Annotated in this window: 17 protein-coding genes; 8 read left to right on the top strand and 9 right to left on the bottom strand. The window is 60.8% G+C overall.

The window, feature by feature from the left end:
- Positions 1–37 precede the first annotated feature (37 nt).
- The 4 genes from AC30D7_RS13995 to AC30D7_RS13980 form a co-directional block, all read right to left on the bottom strand.
- Positions 38–1,993: an acetyl/propionyl/methylcrotonyl-CoA carboxylase subunit alpha gene (locus AC30D7_RS13995; RefSeq protein ID WP_490134453.1), complete on the bottom strand. Its 1,956-nt coding sequence runs from the start codon at positions 1,991–1,993 to the stop codon at positions 38–40.
- Complete coding sequence (locus tag AC30D7_RS13990) at positions 1,993–2,808, bottom strand: gamma-carboxygeranoyl-CoA hydratase (RefSeq protein WP_490134452.1); 816 nt, start codon at positions 2,806–2,808, stop codon at positions 1,993–1,995. The genes AC30D7_RS13995 and AC30D7_RS13990 overlap by 1 nt, the downstream gene beginning before the upstream one ends.
- 118 nt (positions 2,809–2,926) lie before the next feature.
- The gene (locus AC30D7_RS13985; protein WP_490134451.1) at positions 2,927–4,534 is read right to left on the bottom strand and encodes a carboxyl transferase domain-containing protein; all 1,608 of its coding nucleotides are present in this window, start codon (positions 4,532–4,534) and stop codon (positions 2,927–2,929) included.
- Between the two features lie 12 nt (positions 4,535–4,546).
- Positions 4,547–5,710, bottom strand: a complete 1,164-nt coding sequence (locus AC30D7_RS13980; RefSeq protein WP_007940933.1) for an isovaleryl-CoA dehydrogenase — start codon at positions 5,708–5,710, stop codon at positions 4,547–4,549.
- 211 nt (positions 5,711–5,921) lie between these two features.
- Between AC30D7_RS13980 and AC30D7_RS13975 the strand changes: the two genes are divergently transcribed.
- The gene (locus AC30D7_RS13975) at positions 5,922–7,619 is read left to right on the top strand and encodes an AMP-binding protein (RefSeq protein WP_490134450.1); all 1,698 of its coding nucleotides are present in this window, start codon (positions 5,922–5,924) and stop codon (positions 7,617–7,619) included.
- A 675-nt stretch (positions 7,620–8,294) separates the two neighbouring features.
- On the opposite strand, the gene AC30D7_RS13970 is transcribed toward AC30D7_RS13975, so the two are convergent.
- The 3 genes from AC30D7_RS13970 to AC30D7_RS13960 all read right to left on the bottom strand — a co-directional run bounded on the left by AC30D7_RS13970 (position 8,295) and on the right by AC30D7_RS13960 (position 10,871).
- Entirely contained in the window at positions 8,295–9,194 is a 900-nt protein-coding gene (locus tag AC30D7_RS13970) for a hydroxymethylglutaryl-CoA lyase (RefSeq protein ID WP_428636165.1), read from the bottom strand.
- Between the two features lie 129 nt (positions 9,195–9,323).
- On the bottom strand, positions 9,324–9,722 hold the full coding sequence (locus AC30D7_RS13965; RefSeq protein ID WP_007904077.1) for a MerR family transcriptional regulator: 399 nt from the start codon (positions 9,720–9,722) through the stop codon (positions 9,324–9,326).
- Between the two features lie 219 nt (positions 9,723–9,941).
- Positions 9,942–10,871 (bottom strand): LysR family transcriptional regulator, encoded by a 930-nt coding sequence (locus tag AC30D7_RS13960; RefSeq protein WP_490134449.1) that lies wholly within the window; start codon positions 10,869–10,871, stop codon positions 9,942–9,944.
- Positions 10,872–11,047: 176 nt separating this feature from the next.
- On the opposite strand from AC30D7_RS13960, the gene AC30D7_RS13955 reads away from it, so the two are divergent.
- Complete coding sequence (locus AC30D7_RS13955) at positions 11,048–12,277, top strand: acyl-CoA dehydrogenase (protein WP_030130892.1); 1,230 nt, start codon at positions 11,048–11,050, stop codon at positions 12,275–12,277.
- A gap of 127 nt (positions 12,278–12,404) precedes the next feature.
- Here the strand turns inward: AC30D7_RS13955 and AC30D7_RS13950 are convergent, their stop codons facing one another.
- On the bottom strand, positions 12,405–13,745 hold the full coding sequence (locus tag AC30D7_RS13950; RefSeq protein ID WP_490134448.1) for a substrate-binding domain-containing protein: 1,341 nt from the start codon (positions 13,743–13,745) through the stop codon (positions 12,405–12,407).
- A 191-nt stretch (positions 13,746–13,936) separates the two neighbouring features.
- Positions 13,937–14,749: an exodeoxyribonuclease III gene (gene xthA / locus AC30D7_RS13945; RefSeq protein ID WP_490134447.1), complete on the bottom strand. Its 813-nt coding sequence runs from the start codon at positions 14,747–14,749 to the stop codon at positions 13,937–13,939.
- 329 nt (positions 14,750–15,078) lie between these two features.
- On the opposite strand from xthA, the gene AC30D7_RS13940 reads away from it, so the two are divergent.
- The 6 genes from AC30D7_RS13940 to AC30D7_RS13915 all read left to right on the top strand — a co-directional run bounded on the left by AC30D7_RS13940 (position 15,079) and on the right by AC30D7_RS13915 (position 24,655).
- Entirely contained in the window at positions 15,079–15,729 is a 651-nt protein-coding gene (locus AC30D7_RS13940) for a GNAT family N-acetyltransferase (RefSeq protein WP_490134446.1), read from the top strand.
- 66 nt (positions 15,730–15,795) lie between these two features.
- Positions 15,796–17,523 (top strand): autotransporter assembly complex protein TamA, encoded by a 1,728-nt coding sequence (locus AC30D7_RS13935; protein WP_490134445.1) that lies wholly within the window; start codon positions 15,796–15,798, stop codon positions 17,521–17,523.
- Complete coding sequence (locus AC30D7_RS13930) at positions 17,520–21,194, top strand: translocation/assembly module TamB domain-containing protein (RefSeq protein ID WP_490134444.1); 3,675 nt, start codon at positions 17,520–17,522, stop codon at positions 21,192–21,194. Before AC30D7_RS13935 ends, AC30D7_RS13930 begins: the two co-directional genes overlap by 4 nt.
- A gap of 298 nt (positions 21,195–21,492) precedes the next feature.
- Positions 21,493–21,972 carry a MarR family winged helix-turn-helix transcriptional regulator gene (locus AC30D7_RS13925; RefSeq protein ID WP_490134443.1) on the top strand — a complete coding sequence of 160 codons (480 nt, stop codon included), beginning with the start codon at positions 21,493–21,495 and terminating at the stop codon, positions 21,970–21,972.
- On the top strand, positions 21,962–23,431 hold the full coding sequence (locus AC30D7_RS13920) for an efflux transporter outer membrane subunit (protein WP_490134442.1): 1,470 nt from the start codon (positions 21,962–21,964) through the stop codon (positions 23,429–23,431). Before AC30D7_RS13925 ends, AC30D7_RS13920 begins: the two co-directional genes overlap by 11 nt.
- A 15-nt stretch (positions 23,432–23,446) precedes the next feature.
- Positions 23,447–24,655: an EmrA/EmrK family multidrug efflux transporter periplasmic adaptor subunit gene (locus AC30D7_RS13915; protein WP_490134441.1), complete on the top strand. Its 1,209-nt coding sequence runs from the start codon at positions 23,447–23,449 to the stop codon at positions 24,653–24,655.
- The last annotated feature ends 34 nt before the right edge of the window (positions 24,656–24,689 follow it).

Here is a 24,689-nt window from a genome sequence, read left to right as displayed (position 1 = left end):
AGATCGGTCCTCGCAACGCGTAGGACCGATCTTCATTTCACGCTTGTTCCAACTCCACCAAGGCACTGCCTTCGCTGACCATTTCGCCTTCCTGGCAATACAGCGCCTTGATCACCCCGGCGTGGGGCGCGCGAATGCTGTGCTCCATTTTCATCGCTTCCAGCACCACCAGCTGTGCCCCGGCTTCGACCGTTTGCCCGGCCTCCACCAACACCCGCACGATGCTGCCGTTCATGGGTGCGGTGAGCCCGCCTTGATGGCTGTGGCTGGCTTCGACGGCGCTGATCGGGTCATACGCCTCGATGCGACGCAGCTCGCCGTCCCATTGCAGATACAGCGCATCGCCACGACGGATGGCCCGGTGCTGGCGGCGCAAACCGTTGTGTTCGGTCAGCAGGTATTCACCCTTGAGCCGTGCGGTGTGCGCGTCGGCATCGCCCAGGGTCTGCGCCCGGTCTTGCCCTTCGCAACTCAAGTGCAGGGTGATTTCTGTCGGCAGCCCGGCACGCAAACCAGTGTTGAAGGCCCACGGCGAACTCGGATCATCGGCGCGCAAAACAGCCGGCTGACTTTGCGCAAACGCCTGGGCCGCCGCTTGCCAGAACTCATCACTGAGCGGCGAAGGTGCTGGCAGCAGTTGCTCCTGATAACGCGGAATGAACCCGGTATCCAGTTCGGCGGCGGCAAACGCCGGGTGGCCGATGATCCTATGCAGGAAGTTGATGTTGGTCTTCAGCCCACCAATGGCAAACTCCTCGAGCATGCTCAGCAATCGCAGCCGCGCCTGTTCACGGTCTTCACCCCAGGCAATCAGCTTGCCAAGCATCGGGTCGTAGAACGGCGAAATCTCATCGCCTTCTTCGACGCCGCTGTCTACGCGACGCCCCGGCCCGTCGGCGGATTCGCGGTACAACGCCAGGCGCCCGGTGGCCGGCAGAAAATCGTTGCCCGGGTCTTCGGCATACAACCGTACTTCGATCGCATGGCCGATCAGCGGCACCTGATCCTGTGTCATCGGCAGCGCTTCGCCACGGGCTACACGAATCTGCCAGGCCACCAGGTCGAGGCCGGTAATGGCCTCGGTTACCGGGTGTTCGACTTGCAGGCGCGTGTTCATTTCCATGAAGAAGAACTCACCGCGCGCATCCAGCAAAAACTCCACGGTGCCGGCGCCGACATAACCGATCGCTTGAGCCGAACGCACGGCGGCTTCACCCATGGCCCGACGCAGTTCCGGGCTCAGGCCCGGAGCAGGCGCCTCTTCGACGACTTTCTGATGTCGACGCTGAATCGAGCAATCACGTTCATTGAGGTACAGACAGTTGCCATGCTGGTCGGCGAACACCTGGATTTCCACGTGACGTGGCTTGAGCAGGTACTTTTCCACCAACATCCGCGAGTCGCCGAACGAGGACAGTGCTTCCCGTTGCGCCGAGGCCAGGGCTTCGGCCAGCTGGCTGACGTCCTCGACCACTTTCATGCCTTTGCCGCCGCCGCCCGCAGTGGCCTTGAGCAGCACCGGATAACCGATGCGTTCGCAGGCGTCGCGGAAGGTGTCGAGGTCCTGGGTTTCGCCGTGGTAACCGGGCACCAGCGGCACACCGGCGGTTTCCATCAAGGCTTTGGCTGCGGACTTGCTGCCCATGGCGTCGATGGCCGAGGCGGGCGGGCCGAGGAAGATCAGGCCAGCCGCCTCGATCGCCCGGGCGAACCCGGCGTTTTCCGAGAGAAAACCATAACCGGGATGAATCGCCTGAGCGCCGCTGGCTTTCGCGGCGGCGATCAGTTTGTCGATTTGCAGGTAACTGTCGGCGGCTTTGCTGCCGCCCAGGTCGACGCGGATATCCGCTTCGCGGCTGTGCCGGGCGTCACGGTCGGTGGCGCTGTGTACGGCCACGGTGGTCAGGCCCAGAGCCTTGGCGGTGCGCATCACCCGGCAGGCGATTTCGCCACGGTTGGCCACCAGCAGGGTGGTGAGAACAGGTGCGCTCATCAACGCGGCTCCTTGAGGGTGATTTCGGCTTGCCAGGTGGGCGAACGTTTTTGCAGGAAGGCGCGCAGGCCTTCCTGACCTTCGGGGCTGACGCGAATTCGGGCGATGGCATTCTCGGTGTAGCGCCGCAGCGCCGGGGTCAGCGCGCCGTTGCCGACTTCGCGCAGCAGATCCTTGCTGGCGCGCATGGCTGCCGGGCTATTGAGCAGCAGATTGTCGATCCACTGATCGACTTTCTGCTCCAGCTCAGCCATCGGATAGCTCTCCGACAACAGGCCGATTTCCCGTGCCCGTTGCCCGCCGAAACGTTCGGCAGTCAAGGCATAACGCCGCGCCGCGCGTTCGCCGACGGCTTGCACCACGAACGGGCTGATGACCGCTGGCGCCAGGCCGATGCGCACTTCCGACAGGCAGAACTGCGCGTCGTCGGCGCCAATCGCCATGTCGCAGCAACTGATCAGGCCCAGCGCGCCGCCAAACGCCGCGCCTTGCACCACGGCCAGCGTCGGGACTTTCAGTTTGGCGAGGTTGTACATCAACTCCGCCAGTTCCCGGGCGTCATCAAGGTTGGTGTGGTAATCGAGTTCGGCCGATTGCTGCATCCAGGCCAGATCGGCACCGGCGCTGAAATGCTTGCCGCGCCCACGGATCAGCAGAAAACGCAGGCTGGCATCGCTCGACACTTTATCCAGCGCGAGAATCAGTTCGCGGATCATTTCGGCGTTGAACGCGTTGTTCTTTTCTTCTCGGCTGAGCCACAGGGTGGCAAAACCACGCGGGTCGGTCTGCAGCTCGAGGGTGTTGAAGTCGCTCATATTCATCCGTCTCCACAACTCTGGTTGTAGGAGCGAGGCTTGCCCGCGAAGAATGCGCCGCGGATTTCCTGTTGCACCGCGTCATAGCTGTTCGCGGGCAAGCCTCGCTCCTACGGGATCACATCCGGAACACGCCGAAGCGGCTCGGTTCGATAGGTGCGTTCAGCGACGCCGACAAGGCCAGGGCCAAGATATCGCGGGTCTGCGCCGGGTCAATGACGCCGTCGTCCCACAGACGAGCGCTGGAGTAGTAGGGGTGACCCTGTTCTTCGTACTGATCGAGGATCGGTTGCTTGATCTCGGCTTCCTGCTCGGCGCTGAAACGATGCCCGCTACGCTCGGTTTGCTCACGCTTGACCTGCACCAGCACACCCGCCGCCTGTTCGGCGCCCATCACGCCGATTCGCGCATTCGGCCACATCCACAGGAAGCGTGGATCGTAGGCGCGCCCGCACATGCCGTAGTTACCGGCGCCGAAACTGCCGCCGATAATCACCGTGAATTTCGGCACTTTGGCACAGGCCACGGCGGTCACCAATTTCGCGCCGTGCTTGGCGATGCCGCCGGCCTCGTATTTCTGGCCGACCATGAACCCGGTGATGTTCTGCAGGAACAGCAACGGAATGCCGCGCTGGCAGGCCAGTTCGATGAAGTGCGCGCCTTTCTGTGCGGCCTCGGCGAAGAGGATGCCGTTGTTGGCGAGGATCGCGATCGGGTAGCCGTGCAGGTGGGCGAAGCCGCACACCAAAGTCGTCCCGAACAGCGCCTTGAACTCATCGAACACCGAGCCGTCCACCAGTCGTGAGATCACTTCGCGCACATCGAACGGTTGCTTGGCGTCGGCCGAAACCACACCATACAACTCGTCGCTGCTATACAGCGGCGCGATCGGCGTACGTTGTTGCAGTTCGCCGAGCTTGCGCCAGTTGAGGTTGGCCACGCTGCGCCGGGCCAATGCCAGAGCATGTTCATCGCTTTCGGCGTAGTGGTCGGCGACCCCGGAAATCTTGCAGTGCACATCGGCCCCGCCGAGGTCTTCGGCGCTGACCACTTCGCCGGTCGCGGCTTTCACCAGCGGTGGGCCGGCGAGGAAAATCGTGGCCTGCTGACGAACCATGATCGCCTCGTCGGCCATCGCCGGAACGTAGGCGCCCCCGGCGGTGCAAGAGCCCATGACCACCGCAATTTGCGGAATGCCCATGGCGCTCATGTTGGCCTGGTTGAAGAAGATCCGCCCGAAGTGTTCGCGGTCCGGGAACACTTCATCCTGACGCGGCAGGTTGGCGCCACCGGAGTCCACCAGATAAATGCACGGCAGGCGATTCTGCTGGGCGATGGTTTGCGCACGCAGGTGTTTTTTCACCGTCAGCGGGTAGTACGAGCCACCTTTCACGGTGGCATCGTTGGCGACGATCATGCATTCGACGCCTTCCACCCGGCCGATCCCGGCAATCACGCCTGCGGCGGGAACGTCTTCGCCGTACACCGCGTAGGCCGCCAGTTGGCTGATCTCGAGAAACGGCGAGCCCGGATCGAGCAGGCGATTGATCCGCTCACGGGGCAGCAATTTACCCCGCGAGGTGTGACGCTCTTGCGCCTTCGGGCCACCACCTTGCTGCACTTGCGCGAGCAGGGTGTGCAGGGCGTCGACCTGTTTGAGCATCGCCGCGCTGTTGGCTGCGAACTCCGCCGAACGGGGGTTGAGCTGGGTATGCAGGATAGCCATGGACAGCTCCGTTTAGCGGGTTTCGTTGAACAGTTCGCGACCGATCAGCATGCGACGGATCTCACTGGTGCCGGCGCCGATTTCGTACAGCTTGGCGTCACGCAGCAGACGACCGGCCGGGAATTCGTTGATGTAGCCGTTGCCGCCGAGAATCTGGATCGCGTCGAGGGCCATTTGCGTGGCGCGCTCGGCACTGTAGAGGATCACCCCGGCAGCGTCCTTGCGAGTGGTTTCGCCACGTTCGCAGGCCTGGGCTACGGCATACAGGTAAGCGCGGCTGGCATTGAGTTGGGTGTACATGTCGGCGACTTTGCCCTGGATCAGCTGGAATTCGCCGATGCTCTGGCCGAACTGTTTGCGGTCGTGGATGTACGGCACGATCAGGTCCATGCAGGCCTGCATGATCCCGGTCGGGCCACCGGAAAGCACCACGCGCTCGTAGTCGAGGCCGCTCATCAGCACTTTCACGCCGCCATTGAGTACGCCGAGGATGTTTTCTTCCGGCACTTCGACGTCATCGAAAAACAGCTCGCAGGTGTTTGAACCGCGCATGCCCAGCTTGTCGAATTTGTTGCTGCGGCTGAAACCTTTCCAGTCACGCTCGACGATGAACGCGGTGATGCCGTGCGGGCCTTTTTCCAGGTCGGTCTTGGCGTAGATCACGTAGGTGTTGGCGTCAGGACCGTTGGTGATCCAGGTCTTGCTGCCGTTGAGCACGTAGTGATCGCCGCGTTTGTCGGCGCGCAGCTTCATCGAGACCACGTCGGAACCGGCGTTCGGCTCGCTCATGGCCAGGGCACCGATGTGTTCGCCGCTGATCAGTTTCGGCAGGTATTTGCTTTTCTGTTCATGAGTGCCGTTGCGGTTGATCTGGTTGACGCAGAGGTTGGAGTGCGCGCCGTAGGACAGGGCGACCGACGCCGAACCACGGCTGATTTCTTCCATGGCAACCACGTGCGCCAGATAACCCAGGCCGGCGCCGCCGTACTCTTCCGGCACGGTGATGCCCAGCAGGCCCATGTCGCCGAATTTGCGCCACAGGTCGGCCGGGAACAGGTTGTCGATGTCGATCTGAGCGGCGCGCGGGGCGATCTCTTTGGCGACGAAGGACTGAACCTGATCGCGCAGCATGTCGATGGTTTCACCGAGGGCAAAGTTCAGGGATGGGTAGCTCATGGGGCACCTTTTGGCTTTTTTGTAGGGTGGGGAGGGCAGTGATTCAGCTCTCACCTTTACGTTAACGTAAGCCTGTGACGAATGGCTGTCAATCACCCTTTACGTTAACGTCAACTTGAGCGAGAGTAGAGCCAGTTCTGAAAGACCAGCGTCGCCTTAGGTGGCTTGCCACACAAGCCTCGCTCCTACAATAAAGACAATAGGGGTCGTCATGGATCAACCCAGTGCAAACCCGCAGCGCAGCTATACCCGTGGTTCCCAGGACAAAGCCTTGCTGGCGATGACCATCGGCCAGGCGTTTGATAACACCGTCGCGCAATACCCGAACGGGGAGGCGCTGGTCGTGCGCCACCAACAACTGCGTTACACCTGGCAGCAGCTGTCGGATGCTGTTGATCTGCACGCCAGAGCATTCCTGGCGCTGGGTTTGCAAACCGGTGACCGGCTCGGCATCTGGGCCCCGAACTGCGCCCAGTGGTGCATCAGCCAGTTCGCCAGTGCGAAAATCGGCGTGATCCTGGTCAACATCAACCCGGCTTATCGCAGTTCAGAACTCGAATACGTATTGAAGCAATCCGGCTGCCAATGGCTGGCCTGCGCCGGTGCCTTCAAGACCTCCGACTATCACGGCATGTTGCAAGGGTTGGTGCCGGAATTGGCGGAGCAATCCATCGGCTACTTGCAGAGCGAACGCCTGCCGGAACTGCGTGGGGTCATCAGCCTGGATGCGCAGCCACCCTCGGGTTTCCTGCCGTGGTCGCAATTGGCCGATCTGGCGGCCAGTGTGTCGATCGAGCAATTGCACGAACGCCAGGACAGCCTGCATTTCGATCAGGCGGTGAATATCCAGTACACCTCCGGCACCACCGGTTTCCCCAAGGGCGCGACCCTCAGCCACTACAACATTCTCAACAACGGTTACATGGTCGGCGAAAGCCTCGGCCTGACCGCCGATGATCGGCTGGTGATTCCGGTGCCGCTGTATCACTGCTTCGGCATGGTCATGGGCAACCTCGGCTGCGTCACCCACGGCAGCACCATGATTTACCCCAACGATGCCTTCGATCCGCTGCTGACCCTGACCGCTGTCGCCGAAGAAAAAGCCACCGCGCTTTATGGTGTGCCGACCATGTTCATCGCCATGCTCGATCAGCCCAAGCGCGCCGAATTTGATTTGTCGAGCCTGCGCACCGGGATCATGGCCGGGGCGACGTGTCCGATCGAGGTGATGCGTCGGGTTATCGGCGAAATGCACATGAGCGAAGTGCAGATTGCCTACGGCATGACGGAAACCAGCCCCGTGTCTTTGCAGACCGGTCCGTCGGACGACCTGGAATTGCGCGTCACCACGGTCGGCCGCACCCAGCCGCAACTGGAAAGCAAGATCATCGACGAGGCGGGCAATCTGGTGCCACGCGGCACCATTGGCGAGCTGTGCACTCGGGGCTACAGCGTGATGCTCGGCTACTGGAACAACCCGCAAGGTACCGCCGAGGCTATCGATGACGCTGGCTGGATGCACACCGGCGATCTGGCGAGCATGAACGACGAAGGCTACGTGTGCATCGCCGGGCGTAACAAGGACATGATCATTCGCGGCGGTGAGAATATTTACCCAAGGGAACTTGAAGAGTTCTTCTTCACCCACCCGGCGGTTGCCGATGTGCAGGTGATCGGCATTCCTTGCTCCCGGTATGGCGAAGAGATTGTCGCCTGGATCAAATTCCATCCCGGCCACAGCGCCACCGAACAGGAGTTGCAGGCCTGGTGCAAGGAGCGTATCGCGCACTTCAAGACGCCGCGTTACTTCAAGTTCGTCGAGGAGTTTCCGATGACCGTGACCGGCAAGATCCAGAAGTTTCGGATGCGCGAGATCAGCATCGAGGAGCTGCGCAGCAAAAACGCCTGACACATAACCGGTGTGGGAGCGGGCTTGCTCGCGAATGCAGTGGGGCAGTCACCATCAATATTGACTGACACACCGCATTCGCGAGCAAGCCCGCCCCGCATGTGGATCGAGAAAAATAGAAAGGCAGGAAAGCACAAAGGGGAGCCGAAGCTCCCCTTTAATTTTGTCGTACGTGCTCTTTTTTTATTATTGAGGGGCGGTCTGTTGTTGTTTTTGGCAACCGTGGCCCTTTACCGCTGTTTTTGTCGATCCCCATCCGGGATCAAGAGCAAACGTATTTTTTTGAGCGCTGATCTACTTTTTCGCCAAGCGATCCAACCAGTTCGGGAGCTACCTGAAGGTAGTTTTATTGTTCTCTGCCCGGTTGCGGGTTACTCCGAAAAGCACCCTGAAAAGCACACCTTCTCCAAAAAAATCTGTTAGCTGCGTCTCTGCCGTGTTGTTCTTGTTATGTCAGAGTCGTTACGTCTTATTTTTATTGGTTTGCAGCTTTTTATTCTTGTTATGCCATAGAGATAGCAGAAGCCGTGCCAACTTTGAAAAGTCCTTTAAAATCAATGATTTGATTTTTTGTGAGATTTTTCATCCGTACCAAACCTGACAATTTGTTTCCGTGTTACTCGTTTCCGCCCCACGTGCCAGAACACGCGGTAACACCCGGACACATCCACGTTGTCACTGTGCGCTGCGAGCCTTGGCCACGCGAGAACCGGTAGGGCGCCCCAACACCGCGCAAATCTGCTGGCCGGCGCGAATCAAGGCGTCCAGGTCGATCCCGGTCTCGATGCCCAGGCCGTTTAGCAGGTAAACCACGTCTTCGGTGGCGACGTTACCGCTGGCGCCCTTGGCGTACGGGCAGCCACCGAGACCGGCGATGGAGCTGTCGAACACCGCAATGCCTTCCAGCAGGCTGGCGTAGATATTGGCCATGGCCTGGCCATAGGTGTCGTGGAAGTGCCCGGCCAGTTTTTCCCGTGGCACGTCGGCCGACACCACTTCAAACATCTTGCGGGTCGCGCCAGCGGTGCCGGTGCCGATGGTGTCTCCCAGCGAAACCTCGTAGCAGCCCATGGCATAGAGCTCGCGAGCGACTCGGGCGACTTGCGCAGGCTTGACGTCACCTTCATAGGGGCAGCCAAGCACACAGGACACGTAACCGCGCACGCTGACGCCGTGTTGTTTGGCCGCGTCCATGATCGGCACGAAGCGCTCCAGGCTTTCGCTGATCGAGCAATTGATATTGCGCTGGGAGAACGCTTCGGATGCTGCGGCGAACACGGCGACTTCCTTGACCCCGGCGGCGATAGCGTCTTCAAAGCCCCGCAGGTTGGGGGCGAGGGCGCCATAGGTCACGCCCGGTTTGCGCTGGATCTGCGCGAAGACCTCGGCGGAACCGGCCATTTGCGGCACCCATTTGGGCGAGACGAAACTGCCGACTTCTATATAGCCGAGGCCAGCGGCGGTGAGCGCATCGACCAGTTGCACCTTGTCGGCAACGCTGATGGGTTGGGCTTCGTTCTGCAGACCGTCGCGAGGGCCGACTTCGACCAGGCGTACGTGGGTGGGGAGGGACATGGGAATCGACCTGTTGAGATTGTATGAATGTTCACAGAGCCCTGTAGGAGCTGAGCTTGCTCGCGAAAGCGTTAGGTCAGTCGACATCCATGTTGAAGGACATACCGCTTTCGCGAGCAAGCTCAGCTCCTACACGAGCTGCTGGCTCTTGATCGTTTGCTCCAGCGCCTGGGTGCAGCGCTCTTCGGCTGTGTCGAGTTCCAGTTTCATCTGTTCGATGTCCAGCAGTTGCTGCTCGAGTTGTTCCCGACGCTCGGCAATTTTCGCCAGCATGCTGTGCAATTGCTTGGTGTTACCGCTGGAGGGGTCGTAGAGCTCGATCAGCTCGCGGCATTCGGCCAGGGAAAAACCAATGCGCTTGCCCCGCAGGATCAGCTTCAGGCTGACCTTGTCACGGGGCGAATAAATGCGTTCCTGACCGCGACGCTCGGGGCTGAGCAGGCCTTGCTCTTCATAGAAGCGAATGGCTCGGGTGGTGATGTCGAGCTCGCGGGCGAGGTCGGAAATGCTATAGGTCTGGCTGCTCATGGAAGCGCTCGAAAAAGGTCATGGCGCTAAGCTAATGTCAGGTTGACGTTTACGTCAAGGGGCATGAATTGTCTGTGTAGTGACGGGCCTCTTCGCGGGCAAGTCGGATCGCCGCACCGCTCGCTCCACAGGTTTGGTGTCGATCATTTAATCGTGGTTCGACGCTAACCTTGTAGGAGCGAGGCTTGCCCGCGAAGAACCATGACGCGGATTAACGTCCTACACCTTATCCAGCTTCTTCTCGTGCGCCGTGACCTGCTGGCACAACTCGATCATCTGCTCGCGCATCCAGCGGTTGGCCGGGTCCTGGTCGGTGCTTTCGTGCCAGTAGAGGTGGGTTTCCACCGGCGGAACTTCTTTGACCGGCAGGTTCACCGAGTACAAATCATGGCGACGAGCGAAGCGTTCCGGCACGGTCATGACCATGTCGGTCTGCTGCAATACCTGTGACGCCATCAGGTAATGCTGGGAGCGCAGGGCGATCTTGCGCTGGATGCCCATTTTGCCCAGGGCCAGGTCGACATAGCCCAGGCCGCTGCGGCGGCTGGAGATATGGATGTGGGTCAAGGACAGGTAATCGTCGAGGGTGAATATCTCTTTGCCCGCTAGCGGATGGCCCTTGCGCATGGCGCACACATAACGGTCTTCCATCAACTTGACGTGACGCACCTGCGGATCGGTGTTGAGCGGCGCATCCACCGCGAAATCCAGGCGCCCGGCCGCCAGTTCCTTGGTGGTTTCGCGGCGTTTGGACAGGAAACTCTCGATGATTACCGTCGGTGCCAGGCGTCGCAGGCGCTGGAACAGCGGCGGCAGGATCACTGCTTCAGTAAGGTCGGTCATGCTGATGCGGTAGGTCTTGACCGCCTGCAACGGGTTGAAGATGCGGCTTTCCTGCACCGACACCCGCAGCAGTGAGAGGGCGTTACGCACCGGCCCGATGATGTTCTGCGCCATCGGCGTCGGCACCATGCCTTGGGCGGTGCGCACGAAAAGCGGATCGTTGAAGGTTTCGCGCAGGCGGGCCAGAGCGTTCGACACCGCCGGTTGAGTAATGCCGACAATCTGCCCGGCGCGGGTCAGGTTGGCTTCGGTGTAGATCGCGTCGAAGACGATGAAAAGGTTGAGGTCGACCTTGCTCAGATTCATTACGCGGCTCTCTTGTTGTAGGGGCGGTTTTGGCCTTGGTAATCAGCCGATCATATATCGGTGATGAATGTTAATACACGCCGAGAATAGGTTAGGTAAATTTTCGTAGCTGTTCTAGCATCGATTGCATGACCTGAACAACTCCTCTGAACCCCTGATTAAAAGGTAGAGCTGCCATGGATTTCGCTTATTCGCCCAAGGTCCAGGAACTGCGTGAGCGCGTGACTGCGTTCATGGACACCTACGTTTACCCTGCCGAAGCGGTGTTCGAACGCCAGGTCGCCGAGGGCGATCGCTGGCAGCCGACGGCGATCATGGAAGAACTCAAACTCAAGGCCAAGGCTGAAGGCCTGTGGAATTTGTTTCTGCCTGAGTCCGAACTGGGTGCCGGCCTGACCAACCTCGAATACGCGCCATTGGCGGAAATCATGGGCCGTTCGTTACTGGGCCCCGAGCCGTTCAACTGCTCGGCACCCGACACCGGTAACATGGAAGTGCTGGTGCGTTACGCCAACGAAGAGCAGAAGCAGCGCTGGCTCGAACCACTTTTGCGCGGCGAGATCCGCTCGGCGTTCGCCATGACCGAACCGGACGTGGCCTCGTCCGACGCCACCAACATGGCTGCCCGTGCTGTGCGTGATGGCGATGAGTGGGTGATCAACGGCAAGAAATGGTGGACTTCAGGAGCCTGCGACCCGCGTTGCAAGATCCTGATCTTCATGGGCCTGAGCAACCCGGATGCGCCGCGCCACGCGCAGCACTCGATGATTCTGGTGCCGGTGGATACGCCGGGCGTGAAGATTGTGCGTCCGCTGCCGGTGTTCGGTTACGACGACGCGCCCCACGGCCACGCCGAAGTGCTGTTCGAGAACGTCCGGGTGCCGTACGAAAACGTCCTGTTGGGCGAAGGACGCGGCTTCGAAATCGCCCAGGGTCGCCTCGGTCCGGGCCGGATTCACCACTGCATGCGTTCGATCGGCATGGCTGAACGTGCGCTGGAGCTGATGTGCAAACGGGCGGTCAACCGCACTGCGTTCGGTAAACCTCTGGCGCGCCTTGGCGGTAACATCGACAAAATCGCCGACTCGCGGATGGAGATCGACATGGCACGACTGCTGACGTTGAAAGCGGCGTACATGATGGACACCGTCGGCAACAAAGTGGCGAAGAGCGAGATCGCGCAGATCAAAGTGGTCGCACCGAACGTGGCGTTGCGGGTGATCGACCGGGCGATCCAGATCCATGGCGGGGCAGGGGTGTCCAACGATTTCCCGCTGGCCTACATGTACGCCATGCAACGCACCCTGCGCCTGGCCGACGGCCCGGACGAAGTGCACCGCGCGGCGATTGGCAAGTTCGAGATCGGCAAGTACGTGCCTAAGGAAATGATGCGCAGCGGTCAGTAGCACCGCGTCATCGTTCTTCGCGGGCAAGTCGGATCGCCGCACCGCTCGCTCCTACAGATAATTTGTTCCTGTAGGAGCGAGGCTTGCCCGCGAAGGCGTCGGCCCATTCAACACAGCAATATCAGATTCAATACACCCAAACCTCAACCCGCCGATTCTTGATCCGCCCTTCATCCCCGCTGTTGGCCGCCACTGGCATCTCGGCGCCGAAACCGCGAATCTCGCGAAACACCACACCGCTTTTCACCAGTTCTCGCCGTACCGCCATGGCCCGCAGTTTCGACAGCAGGTCGGCCCGCGCGGGGTCGCTCTTGGCATCGCCAAACCCTACCAACGTCACCTGCCGATTGGTTTTGTCGTGCTGCTCTATATAGTCGAGCACCCGCGACAGGTCCTGGCGGGCCTTGTTGTCCAGCGTCGCGCTGCCTTCTTCGAAACGAAAATTCACCGTCAGCCGCTGGGCATGCCGACTGAGTGCCTGATACCCCTCGGGCATCAGCGCATTCGGTGTGACGGCCATGGCCTGAACGGTCTGCGCGATAAAACCATTGGCCGCGACAATCGCCTGGCCATTGCTGCTCTGGGCAAACTTCACCAGCGCCTTGGCCCAGGGGTTTGCCCCGTTCGGCGGCAGGTAAAAGAACAGCCGACGGGACAGCGGGTAATCTTCCGTCGCGATCAGGCTATTGAGCGGCAGCATGGCCTGGGAGTCACCATCGACAATGGCCACGGCTTTGGCCTGGCGCACGTACGGCAAACCGATGAAGCCGATGGCTTGCGGGTCCAGACTCACCGCGTCGGACAATTGCTCACTGGATTCGAAGCGTTTCGCGTTGCCGCTCAGCATTTTCCCACGCGGGCCGAGGACCAACTCCTTGAACGTGTCGTAGGTGCCCGATTGATCATCCCGCGTGTAGAGATGAATTGTCCCACCGCTGCCGCCGAGTTCTTCCCAGGTTTTCGTCTCGCCGCTGAAGATTCGTGCCAATTGCTCGGTGTTGAGCTGCTTCAGCGGATTGTGCGGATGAAGGATGATGGCCAGCCCGTCGATCGCGATGACTTGTTCGGCAACCGGGCTTTTCAGGTCGCCCAGCGGTTCGAGATCCAGTCGTTCGCTGTCCTTGATCGGCCGTGACGAGGCCGCAAGATCGGCGGAGGCGATTTTCAGGGCTTTGAACCCGGTGCTGGAACCGTGGGCCGCGACTTCCACCTCCACTCTGCGGCCCTGAGCGGTTTCGCCGACGATGCTTTGTTCGTTGGCTTTGTCCGGGGTTTCGCGATGCACCTTGAGCAGGCCCTGCTCATGCATCAACCCCTCGACCAGCGCCGGCCCCAACGCCGCGCCAATGGTGTTGGAACCCTGGATGCGCAACACCGAGCCGTGTTCGGGCGTCGGCAGATCGCCGGCCGACACCGTCAACGGCAGCACGGCGCCGAGCAGCAACAGGAACAACACGCGCAGGGTCATGCCGGCACCTTAATAAGCCAAAGAAAGTGCCGGGAGAATAAGTCAGTAAAGTTTCTGAACGATGACAATTTCCAAATGTGGTAGAGGGCTTGCTCGCGAAGGCGGTGGATCATTCAACATTGACGTCGACTGACTTGCCGCATTCGCGAGCAAGCCCGCTCCCACATTAACTTTGTGTCGAATTTGTAGAATCAGCTCAACTCAAGCCAGATCGGCGCATGATCGGAAGGCTTTTCCATCCCGCGCAGTTCGTAATCCACGCCCGCGTCCTTGACCCGCGGCAACAGCCCGCTGGATGCCATGATCAGGTCAATCCGCAGGCCGCGCTTGGGCTCATCTTCAAAACCGCGGCTGCGGTAGTCGAACCAGCTGAAACGGTCGGCAACGTCCGGGTTCAGATGACGGAAACTGTCCACCAGACCCCAGTTCTTCAGGCGGGCCATCCATTCGCGTTCTTCGGGCAGGAAGCTGCATTTGCCGGTTTTCAGCCAGCGCTTCATGTTGTCCGGGCCAATGCCGATGTCGCAGTCTTCAGGGGAAATGTTCACATCGCCCATCACTACGATCGGCTGGTCGTTGCTGAACTGGCTTTCCAGCAATTGCTGCAAATCGCTGTAGAAACGTTCCTTGGCCGGGAACTTGGTGGGGTGATCGCGGCTTTCGCCCTGTGGGAAATAGCCGTTCATGATGGTCACCGGCACGCCATTGGCATCGGCGAATGTGCCCCAGATAAAGCGACGTTGAGCGTCTTCTTCATCAGTGGCGAAACCTTTGTGCAGCGCAATCGGCTCCTGGCGCGAGAGCAGGGCCACGCCGTAGTGACTCTTTTGCCCATGGAAATACACGTGATACCCCAGCGCCTGCACCTCGGCCAGGGGAAACTGGTCGTCGTGGACCTTGGTTTCCTGCAACCCGATCACGTCCGGTTGATGCTTTTCGATCAGCGCCGCCAGCTGATGCGGGCGAGCGCGCAGCCCGTTGATGTTGAAGGAGACGATCTTCATGGTCGGCAGTCCTGGCAAAAGTGCGATGCTAGCTGACATGTAGGAATGGGGCCAGCGTGGGGTGAGGAGATTCGTTGTGTCCTGTCAGAGATGTGTTGGCAGATCCGGCCTCTTCGCGGGCAAGCCCGCTCCCACAGTATCCGTGGTGTACACAAAATCTGTGAACGCCACGGATACTGTGGGAGCGTGGCTTGCCCGCGAAGGCGTCAGCCCAGTCGATGAAGATGCTGGCTTGGTCTATACCTGTCTGGGGAACTGTGAAGCCACCCCAAGGTTCGTACCAAGAAGAGCGCAGCCATCTGAGCTGTGCCCCAGGGAGATCCGCCGTTATGCCCGAAACCTCGACCGCCATCGCCGATATTCACATGCTCGACAGCGGCTATTCCCGCGAAGCACGGTCCCTGTTGTACCAGGCGTACCGGCACGAGCCAACGTTCGGCTATCTGTTCGAAGCCGAACGCCCAGGTTACGAACAGCGGGTACGGGCGACGGTGCGCGAACTGATCAAACAGCACTTTGTGCAGGATTTGCCGGCCATCGGCCTGCTGGTGAATGACCGCTTGATCGGCATCGCCCTGATCGCGCCGCCGCAACGCCGCCTGGGCATCACCGAAAGCTGGGCCTGGCGCCTGCGGATGGTGCTCAGCACCGGGTTTCGCTGTACCCGACGCTACCTCGATTACCACGCCGCCGTGATGGCGTGCGTGCCGTCCGACTCGGTGCACGTCCTGCCATTGCTGGGGGTTCACCCGCAATTCCAGGGCAAGCACTTCGGCGAACAATTGCTGCAAGCGGTGCACAACTGGTGCGCGGTCGATGAGCACTCCCAGGGTGTGATCCTCGACACCGGGAATCCTCGCTATCTGGAGTTCTATAAGCGTCAGGGCTATGAGGAAATCGGCGAAGTGGCCGTAGGACCGATTCGTGAGCACGTGTTTTTCCACGCCAATCCGCAGGTGTTACAAACAGCAACAGCGTAATCGCCGAACTTTTTGGGGCAAGTCCGGCTCTATCAGGCTCCCAAGCTCGTGATAGCATCCGCGCCTATGAATGTTCCAGGAAGAATGACCAGCGGCCTGCTGATGCTGTTATCCAGCTGCGCGGCGCTGGCGCAAAGTGAATTGGATGTGCGGATCAAACCGTCCAACGATGAACTGAAGGCCAATATAGAGGGCTATATCGGTAGCCTCGGCGATCGCGATGAAGAAGCCTTGCTGCGCTTCAGTCGCGGCGCCGAAGAACAGGCGCGCAAGGCCGCCCAGGCCTTGGGCTATTACCAGCCGCAAATCGACAGCGACGTGAAGGGCGGCAAGACGCCGCGCCTGGTGCTGAACATCGATCCCGGCGAGCCGATCCATTTGCGTAACGTCACGATACGTGTCGACGGTCCTGCCGCCTCGCTCAAATCCTTTCGTGTGCCCAAAAGCGACCTGCTGAAACCCGGCGCGGTGCTGAATCATGGTCATTATGAAGACGCCAAGCGGATGATCCAGAACCAGGCCTCGCGCTTCGGCTTTTTCAGTGGGCGCTTCACTCGCCAGAAGCTGTTGGTGGACCCGCGTGCGGGCGTCGCCGATATCGAATTGATCTACGACAGTGGCCCGCGTTATGCGCTGGGCAAAGTCAGTTTTGAAGGCGACACCCCATTCGACGAAGACCTGCTGCAACGCATGGTGCCGTTCAAGGCCGGTACGCCCTATGACTCCGAACTGATCGCCGAGCTCAATCAGGCGCTGCAATCGAGCGGTTATTTCGAAGGCGTGCGCGTCGACGCAGCGCCCACCGCGTCCAAGGACGACGTGATCCCGGTGGCGGTCAAACTCGACACCCGCAAGCCGCGGACCATGGGCTTGGGTCTGGGGTTTTCCACCGACGTCGGCCCGCGAATCAAGGCCAACTGGACCCGGCACTGGGTCAACCCGCAAGGCGACAGCTATGGCTGGGAAGCCGAACTGTCGGCACCGCGGCAGAACGTCGGGGTGTTTTACGACATTCCCCTGGACCCGCCGCTGACCGACAAACTGCGCTGGGCCGCTGGCTATCAATATGAAGATATCGCTGGCACCGACTCCCGCAGCAAATTGCTGACCCTCGGCCCCGAATGGCACAGCAAGTTGCCCAGCGGCTGGCAGCGGGTGGTGTCGCTTAAATGGCAACGCGAGGAATACACACTCGGTGACGACTCGGGGCTCAGCACCTTGCTGATGCCCGGCGTGAGCTATTCGTACCTGAAAAGCGACAACCGCATCGACCCGCACAACGGCTATCGCCTGCAATTCGAAACCAAGGTGGCCAAGGAAGGATTGGGTTCGGACACCAACCTGGTGTATGGCACGGCACTGGTCAAAGGCCTGACCACGGTCTTCGATAAACACCGCTTCCTCGGTCGGGTGCAGGTCGGCGGCAGCGCCACCAACGGTTACAAGTCGGTGCCGCCATCCTTACGCTTCTTCGCCGGTGGCGATCAGAGCGTGCGCGGTTACGACTACCAGAGCCTGTCCCCGGAGAACTCCGATGGCGACCGTATCGGTGGCCGTTACATGGTGGCCGGCAGCGTCGAGTATCAATACTCCATCGCCGAAAAATGGCGGGTCGCAACCTTCATCGACCAGGGCAACTCCTTCAACACCCTCGAACTGCCGAACCTGAAGACCGGCGTCGGTATTGGCGTACGCTGGGTCTCACCGGTGGGGCCGATTCGCCTCGACCTGGCTCACGCGATGGACGACGACGGCGGCATTCGACTGCACTTTTCCATGGGGCCTGAGCTGTGAAGCGTGGTTTGAAAATAGCGCTGCTGGCGATCCCGGCACTGTTGATGCTGATCGTGCTGGCCTTGATCACCGTGCTGGGCACGGCGACTGGCAGCCGCTGGGCGCTCGGGTTTGTACCGGGTTTGACCGTGGAAAATTTCCAGGGCCGTTTGGGTGGACAGTGGAGCGCCGACCATCTGCTGTGGCAGCAGGACAACAGCCGGGTTGAGCTGAACCAGGCGATTTTCGCCTGGTCGCCGCTGTGCCTGACGCGCATGACGCTGTGCATCGAGCAATTGCAGGCCGAGCAGGTCAGCCTGCAATTCCCGCCAGGCGCAGAAGAGCAAAGCAGCGGGCCGATCAGCCTTCCGGATTTGAAGCTGCCACTGGCCATCGAGCTGGGTGACGTCAAGGTCGGCCGTCTGCTGTTCAATGGCAGCGAAGAACTCAAAGGCCTGCAACTGGCGGCGCACTGGACCGAACAGGGTTTGCAGATCGACTCGGTGCACTTGCAGCGGGATGAGCTGAGCCTGAACCTGTCCGGCCTGTTGCAACCGAGCGGCAACTGGCCGCTGACCGCCGAAGGCAAACTGACCTTGCCGGCGCCGGGCACCGAGCCCTGGGCACTGGCTTTGAAGGTCGACGGCGATCTGCTGAAAACCCTGAACCTGAAAGCCGACAGCAGCGGTTACCTGAACGGGCAGTTGACCGGTGAATTGCAGCCGCTGGTGGAAAACCTGCCGGCCAAAGTACGCATCACCGCTGACGGCTTCAAGGCCAGCGCCGAGCTGCCGGACACCCTGCAACTCAATCAACTGGAACTCACCGGCGACGGCGACCTGAAAAACGGCTACCAGTTGCTCGGCAAAGCCACGTTGCCCGCAGAGCTTGGCCCGGTCGCGTTGTTGCTGCAAGGCAAGGTCGACGCCAAGGGCGCGCAAATCGCTGGTCTCGACCTGACCGCCAATGACAAACAAAGCCTCAAGCTCACCGGGCAACTGGACTGGAGCAAAGGCTTCAGTGCCGAAGCGAAAATCGACTGGCTGGATTTCCCCTGGCACCGCCTCTATCCGCTGATCGACGAGCCGCAAGTGGCACTGCGCAGCTTCAACGGTGAAGTCTCCTACACCGACGGCAACTACATCGGTAACTTCAAGGCCGCACTGGATGGCCCGGCCGGTGCGTTCAGCCTGAACAGCCCGTTCAGCGGCGACCTGAGCCAAATCCATCTGCCACAATTCAAACTTGAAGCCGGGCAGGGCAAGGCCGAAGGGCACCTGAGCCTGCAATTTGCCGACGGCATCGCCTGGGATACCGCGCTGGACCTCTCGGCGATCAACCCGGCTTACTGGCTCGCGGAGTTGCCGGGTACCTTGGCGGGTCCGTTACGCAGCAAGGGCGAGATGAAGAACGACAGGCTCAGCCTGACCGCCGACCTGGACCTGAAAGGCAAACTGCGCGGGCAACCGGCAGTGTTGCAAGCCAAGGCCGATGGCGGCGGCGAGCAATGGAACCTCAGCGCGTTGCAGATTCGCCTGGGTGACAACAGCATCAATGGCCAAGGCAGCCTGCAACAGAAACTCGCCGGCCAGATCGACATCAAAATGCCGCGTATGGCCCAACTCTGGCCGCAACTGCGCGGCCAGCTCAATGGTCGGGTCAATGTCGCCGGCACGCTCAAGGCACCGCAAGGCAAGCTCGATCTGCAAGGCACGCAATTGGCCTTTGAAGACAATCGCCTGCAAAGTCTCAATCTCGACGCCACCCTCGACAGCGCCCAGCGGGCGAAAATCGACCTCAAGGGCAGCGGCATCCAGACCGGCGACACGTCACTGGGCACCTTGACCGCCAGCGGCCAGGGCGACATCAAAAACCAGAAACTGATCCTCGACCTGCAAGGGCCGAAGCTGAAACTGGCGCTCGGTCTCGACGGCGCGTTGGATAAAGGTAACTGGCGTGGGCGTCTGGCCAGTGGCGATATCCAGGCCGGTGGTCAGGACTGGAAGCTGCAAAATCCGGCCAGGCTTGAGCGACTGGCGAACGGTCAAATCAACTTCGGTGCCCATTGCTGGATGTCCGGCGCGGCCAGCCTGTGTGGCGAAGACCAGCGCTTGATGCCCGAGCCGAAGCTGCGTTACCACCTCAAGCAGTTCCCGATCGACAGCCTGGCGCAATGGCTGCCGAAGGATTTTGCCTGGCAGGGCCGGCTCAACGCCGACCTGCAACTGGACTTGCCGGCCAGCGGCCCGAACGGCCAGATCAGCGTCGATGCCAGCGGCGGCACGTTGCGCATGAAGGAAAAGGATCAGTGGCTGGACTTCCCGTACCAGACCCTGAAACTCACCAGCAAACTCACGCCAAAACGCATCGATACCGACCTCAGCTTCGTCGGTGGCAAGCTTGGTGAGCTGATGCTCCAGGCGCAGATCAACCCGTTGCCGAAGAACAAACCGCTGACCGGCTCATTCCGCCTCAATGGCCTGGATTTGTCGGTGGCGCGGCCGTTTGTGCCGATGGTCGAGAAACTCACCGGGCATTTGAACGGCAGCGGCACGCTGTCTGGCGGGTTGCTGGCGCCGCTGGTCAACGGCAACCTTGAGCTGCGCGACGGTGAAATCTCCGGGCCGGAGCTGCCGATGGCGCTCCAGGCCCTGCAACTGCAAGCCGTGATTGCCGGCGAAACCGTGCAGCTGAACGGCGGCTGGAAAAGCGGCAAGGCCGGGCAGGGCAGCCTCAATGGCAACATCGCCTGGGGCCAGGCGCTGGTGGTGGATCTGGCGCTCAAGGGCTCGCAGTTGCCGGTCACCGTCGAACCCTACGCCGCGCTGGAAGTCGCGCCGGACCTGAAGATCTCCGTGAGGGACGACAAACTGGCGATCGTCGGCAAGGTGCTGGTGCCAAAGGGCGAAATCACCGTGCGCGAGCTGCCGCCGTCGACGGTCAAGGTCTCCGATGACACGGTGATCGTCGGTCAGCAGACCGAAGAGGGCAAGCCGCCGATGGCCGTGGCGATGGACATCGACGTGGTGGTCGGGGACGACAAACTAAGCTTTGCCGGATTTGGCCTGACCGCCAACCTGCAAGGTCATGTGCACATCGGCGACAACATGGACACCCGTGGCGAGCTCTGGCTCAACGACGGGCGTTATCGCGCCTACGGCCAGCGGCTGACGGTGCGTCGGGCCCGCTTGCTGTTTGCCGGTCCCATCGATCAGCCGTACCTGGACATCGAAGCGATTCGCCAGACCGACGACGTGATCGCTGGCATTCGCTTGAGCGGCAGTGCCGAACAGCCGACCACGCAGATCTTCTCCGAACCGGCGATGAGTCAGGAGCAGGCGTTGTCCTACCTGGTGCTGGGGCGTCCGCTGAGTACCACCGGTGAAGACAACAACATGCTTGCACAAGCCGCCCTCGGCTTGGGTTTGATGGGCAGCTCCGGCGTGACCAGTGGGTTGGCCAAAGACCTGGGCATTCAAGACTTCCAGCTCGATACCCAGGGCAGCGGCAACACCACCAGTGTGGTGGCCAGCGGCAACATCTCCGAGAAGCTCAGCCTGCGTTATGGCGTAGGCGTGTTTGAACCGGCCAATACCATCGCCTTGCGTTACAAGCTGAGCAAAAAAGTCTACCTCGAAGCCGCCAGCGGCGTGGCCAGTTCGCTGGACATCTTCTACAAGCGGGATTTCTAACCCCCTGCGCGATCCCTGTGGCGAGGGGGCTTGCCCCCGTTGGGCCGCGCAGCGGCCCCAAAACTTGCCATTTCATTCCTTCTGAAACCCTGCAAATCGAAAAGCGACGACTGCTTCGCAGCCGAACGGGGCGGTGCGGCGTTCCGACAAGCCCCCTCGCCACAGAGATTTGTGGTGGTCGGTCGTGCGCCTTTTATCAGTCGAATACGAAGCATCCTAACGATTGCGTTGACATTCGCTGCCTAAGCAGTAATATCTCGACATACATTCACTGCCTAGGCAGCTAATCGGTGGCCAGATGAAACATTTCTCCTCATACGATTTCCATAATTGCCATCTCGGCCTCTTGCTCGGACGCGCCGCGCTGCTCAAGGACCGGATCATCGACACGCACATGGAACCCCACGGCATCACCGCCGCGCAGTTCAAAGTGCTGATCATCATGGCCCAGTTCGGTGTCGATACCCCGGCTGAGCTGTGCCGTCACCTGTCGCTGGACAGTGGTTCGATGACCCGCATGCTCGATCGTCTGGAACAGAAAGGTTTCCTCGCCCGCCAACGCTCCGAGGCGGATCGCCGTCAGGTGCAACTGGTGCTGACTGAACAAGGTCAACAGTTGACTGACCGTCTGCCGGAAATCGGCGCCGACGCCATGAATGAACTGGCCGGGGCCATCACCCCGGAAGAATTGAAAGCCCTGGAACACATCCTGAAGAAAATCCTGGTAGCGGCGGGTGACTCAATCACCTTGCTGCGGGTAGGTGGCCATGAACAGTAAACGCCTGCGTACCGGACTGAGCCTGGTGTTGTTGGCCATGAGCGTCGCCGGTTGCGCCAGTTACAGTGGCCTGAGCACTGAAGGCGTGAGCCTCGATGCGAAGAACCTCAAGGCCGGGCAGTCGCTCAATGGCGTGACCCTGACACCCGCCGCATGGCCGAAAAGCGACTGGTGGAAAAGCCTCGGCGACCCGCAGCTCGACGGCTTGATCCGCGAAGCCCTGCACGACAGTCCCGACATGCAAATCGCCGACGCCCGTGCCCATCAGGCCAGCGCCGCCGCGTATGCCGCCGACGCCGCGCGGATGCCCACCCTCGATGCCAACGCCGGTGTCAGCCGTTCGCGTCTGGCCCGCGACAAAGACCCGAGCGGGCAGGGTGGAACGTATTCCACCGTGCGTAACCTCGGCGCCAGCTTCAATTACACCTTCGACCTCTGGGGCGGTCAGCGCGATGCCTGGGAAGCCGCATTGGGACAGACCCGCGCCGCCGAAGTCGATCAGCAGGCCGCGCAACTGACCTTGTCCGCCGACGTCGCCCGCGCCTACAGCGATCTGGGGCAGGCGCACATCATCCATGACCTGGCCAGCGAAGACCTCAAACGCACCAAACAAATGCTCGACCTCAGCCAGCGTCGCCTGAGTTCGGGGATCGACAGTCAGTACCAGTTCCAGCAAACCGAAAGCCTTGAAGCCAGCGCCGAAGCCAGCCTGATCGACGCCGAGAAACGCCTGCAAAGCGCGAAAATCGCCTTGGCGGTGCTGCTGGGCAAAGGCCCGGATCGCGGCAGCGAAATCGCCCGGCCGAAAGTCCTTCAGGCCAGCGCCGTGGCGTTGCCATCGGTGTTGCCAGCGGAATTGCTCGGTCGTCGCCCGGACCTGGTGGCGGCACGCTGGCGGGTTGAGGCTGCGAGCAAAAACATCGCGGCGAGCAAGACCCGGTTCTACCCCAACCTCAACCTGAGCGCGGCGGCGGGGGCGGAGTCGTTGCTGGGGGATGCGATGTTCGGTTCCGCCAGTCGCTTCTTCAGCATCGCGCCGACGATCTCGGTGCCGATTTTCGACGGCGGCCGCCTGCGTGCCGACCTCGATTCTCGCGACGCCGATTACGACCTCGCGGTGGCGCAGTACAACAAAAGCCTGGTGAAAGCTTTAGGCGATGTCAGCGACACCATCAACCAGTTGCACGATATCGGCCGGCAAATCGGTGCCCAGCAACACGCCACCGACATTGCTCAGGATTCTTACAACACCGTGGTCCAGCGTTACGGTTCCGGCATCGGGAATTACCTGGACGTGCTCAGCATCGAGCAGCAATTGCTCCAGGCCCAGCGTCAGCTGGCCAACCTGAATGCCGAGCAGATCGACCTGTCGATCCAACTGATGCAGGCGCTGGGTGGCGGTTTTCAGGGCGAAACCCTGACCGCCGCCAACGCAAGCCCAGCCACGCAGCACAACTAATTCAAGGTACTTGTCATGGCCACTGCCGATACAACTCCAACCCCAGCTCCTGACAACGGTCAAGACACAAGCAATCCGCGCAAGCGCAAAGTGATGCTGTTTGTCCTGACGATCATGGTGATCCTCGCCGGAGCCGGCGTCTGGGGTTATCACCAATTCTTCGGCCGCTGGAGCGAAAGCACCGACGACGCCTATGTGAACGGCAACGTGGTGGAAATCACGCCGCTGGTCACCGGCACCGTCGTCAGTATCGGCGCTGATGATGGCGATTTGGTCCACGAAGGCCAGGTGCTGATCAACTTCGACCCGAACGACGCCGAAGTCGGTCTGCAAAGCGCCCAGGCCAACCTGGCCCGCACTGTGCGTCAGGTGCGCGGTTTGTACAGCAATGTCGATGGCATGAAAGCCCAGGTCAACGCGCAGCAGGCCGAAGTGCAAAAGGCTCAGGAAAACTTTAATCGGCGGAAGAATCTCGCCGCCGGTGGGGCGATTTCCCAGGAAGAACTGTCCCACGCCCGTGATGACCTGACCTCGGCGCAGAACGCTCTGGCCAACGCTCAACAACAGCTCAAGACCACCAGCGCGCTGGTCGATGACACCGTAGTGTCGTCGCACCCGGACGTGATGGCCGCCGCTGCGCAAGTGCGTCAGGCGTACCTGAACAATGCCCGCAGCACCTTGATCGCGCCGGTCACCGGTTATGTCGCCAAACGTACCGTGCAACTCGGTCAGCGTGTCCAGCCGGGCACCGCGTTGATGGCGGTGATCCCGCTGGATCAGCTGTGGATTGACGCGAACTTCAAGGAAACCCAATTACGTGACATGCGCATTGGTCAACCGGTGGACATCGAAGCTGATGTCTACGGCAGCGACGTCAAATACAGCGGCACCATCGACAGCCTCGGCGCCGGGACCGGCAGTGCATTTGCCTTGCTGCCGGCGCAGAACGCCACCGGTAACTGGATCAAGATCGTGCAGCGGGTGCCGGTGCGGATTCACATCAATGCCGAAGAACTGGCCAAGCACCCGTTGCGGGTCGGTCTGTCGACTCAGGTCGAGGTGAACCTGCGTGACCAGAGCGGTCCGGTACTGGCGCAACAGCCGCCGCAAAAGGCTTCGTTCAGCACCAACGTCTACGACCGTCAGTTGGCCGAGGCCGACGCGATGATCACCCAATTGATCCACGATAACAGCGCCGCAGTCAGCAAAACCGCGCATCGCTGATTCGCCAATCCGTCAGCTGCGCCTGTAACGGGCG

The organism is Pseudomonas sp. DF5 (assembly GCF_058148225.1).
This window is presented reverse-complemented; position numbering and strand designations above follow the sequence as displayed.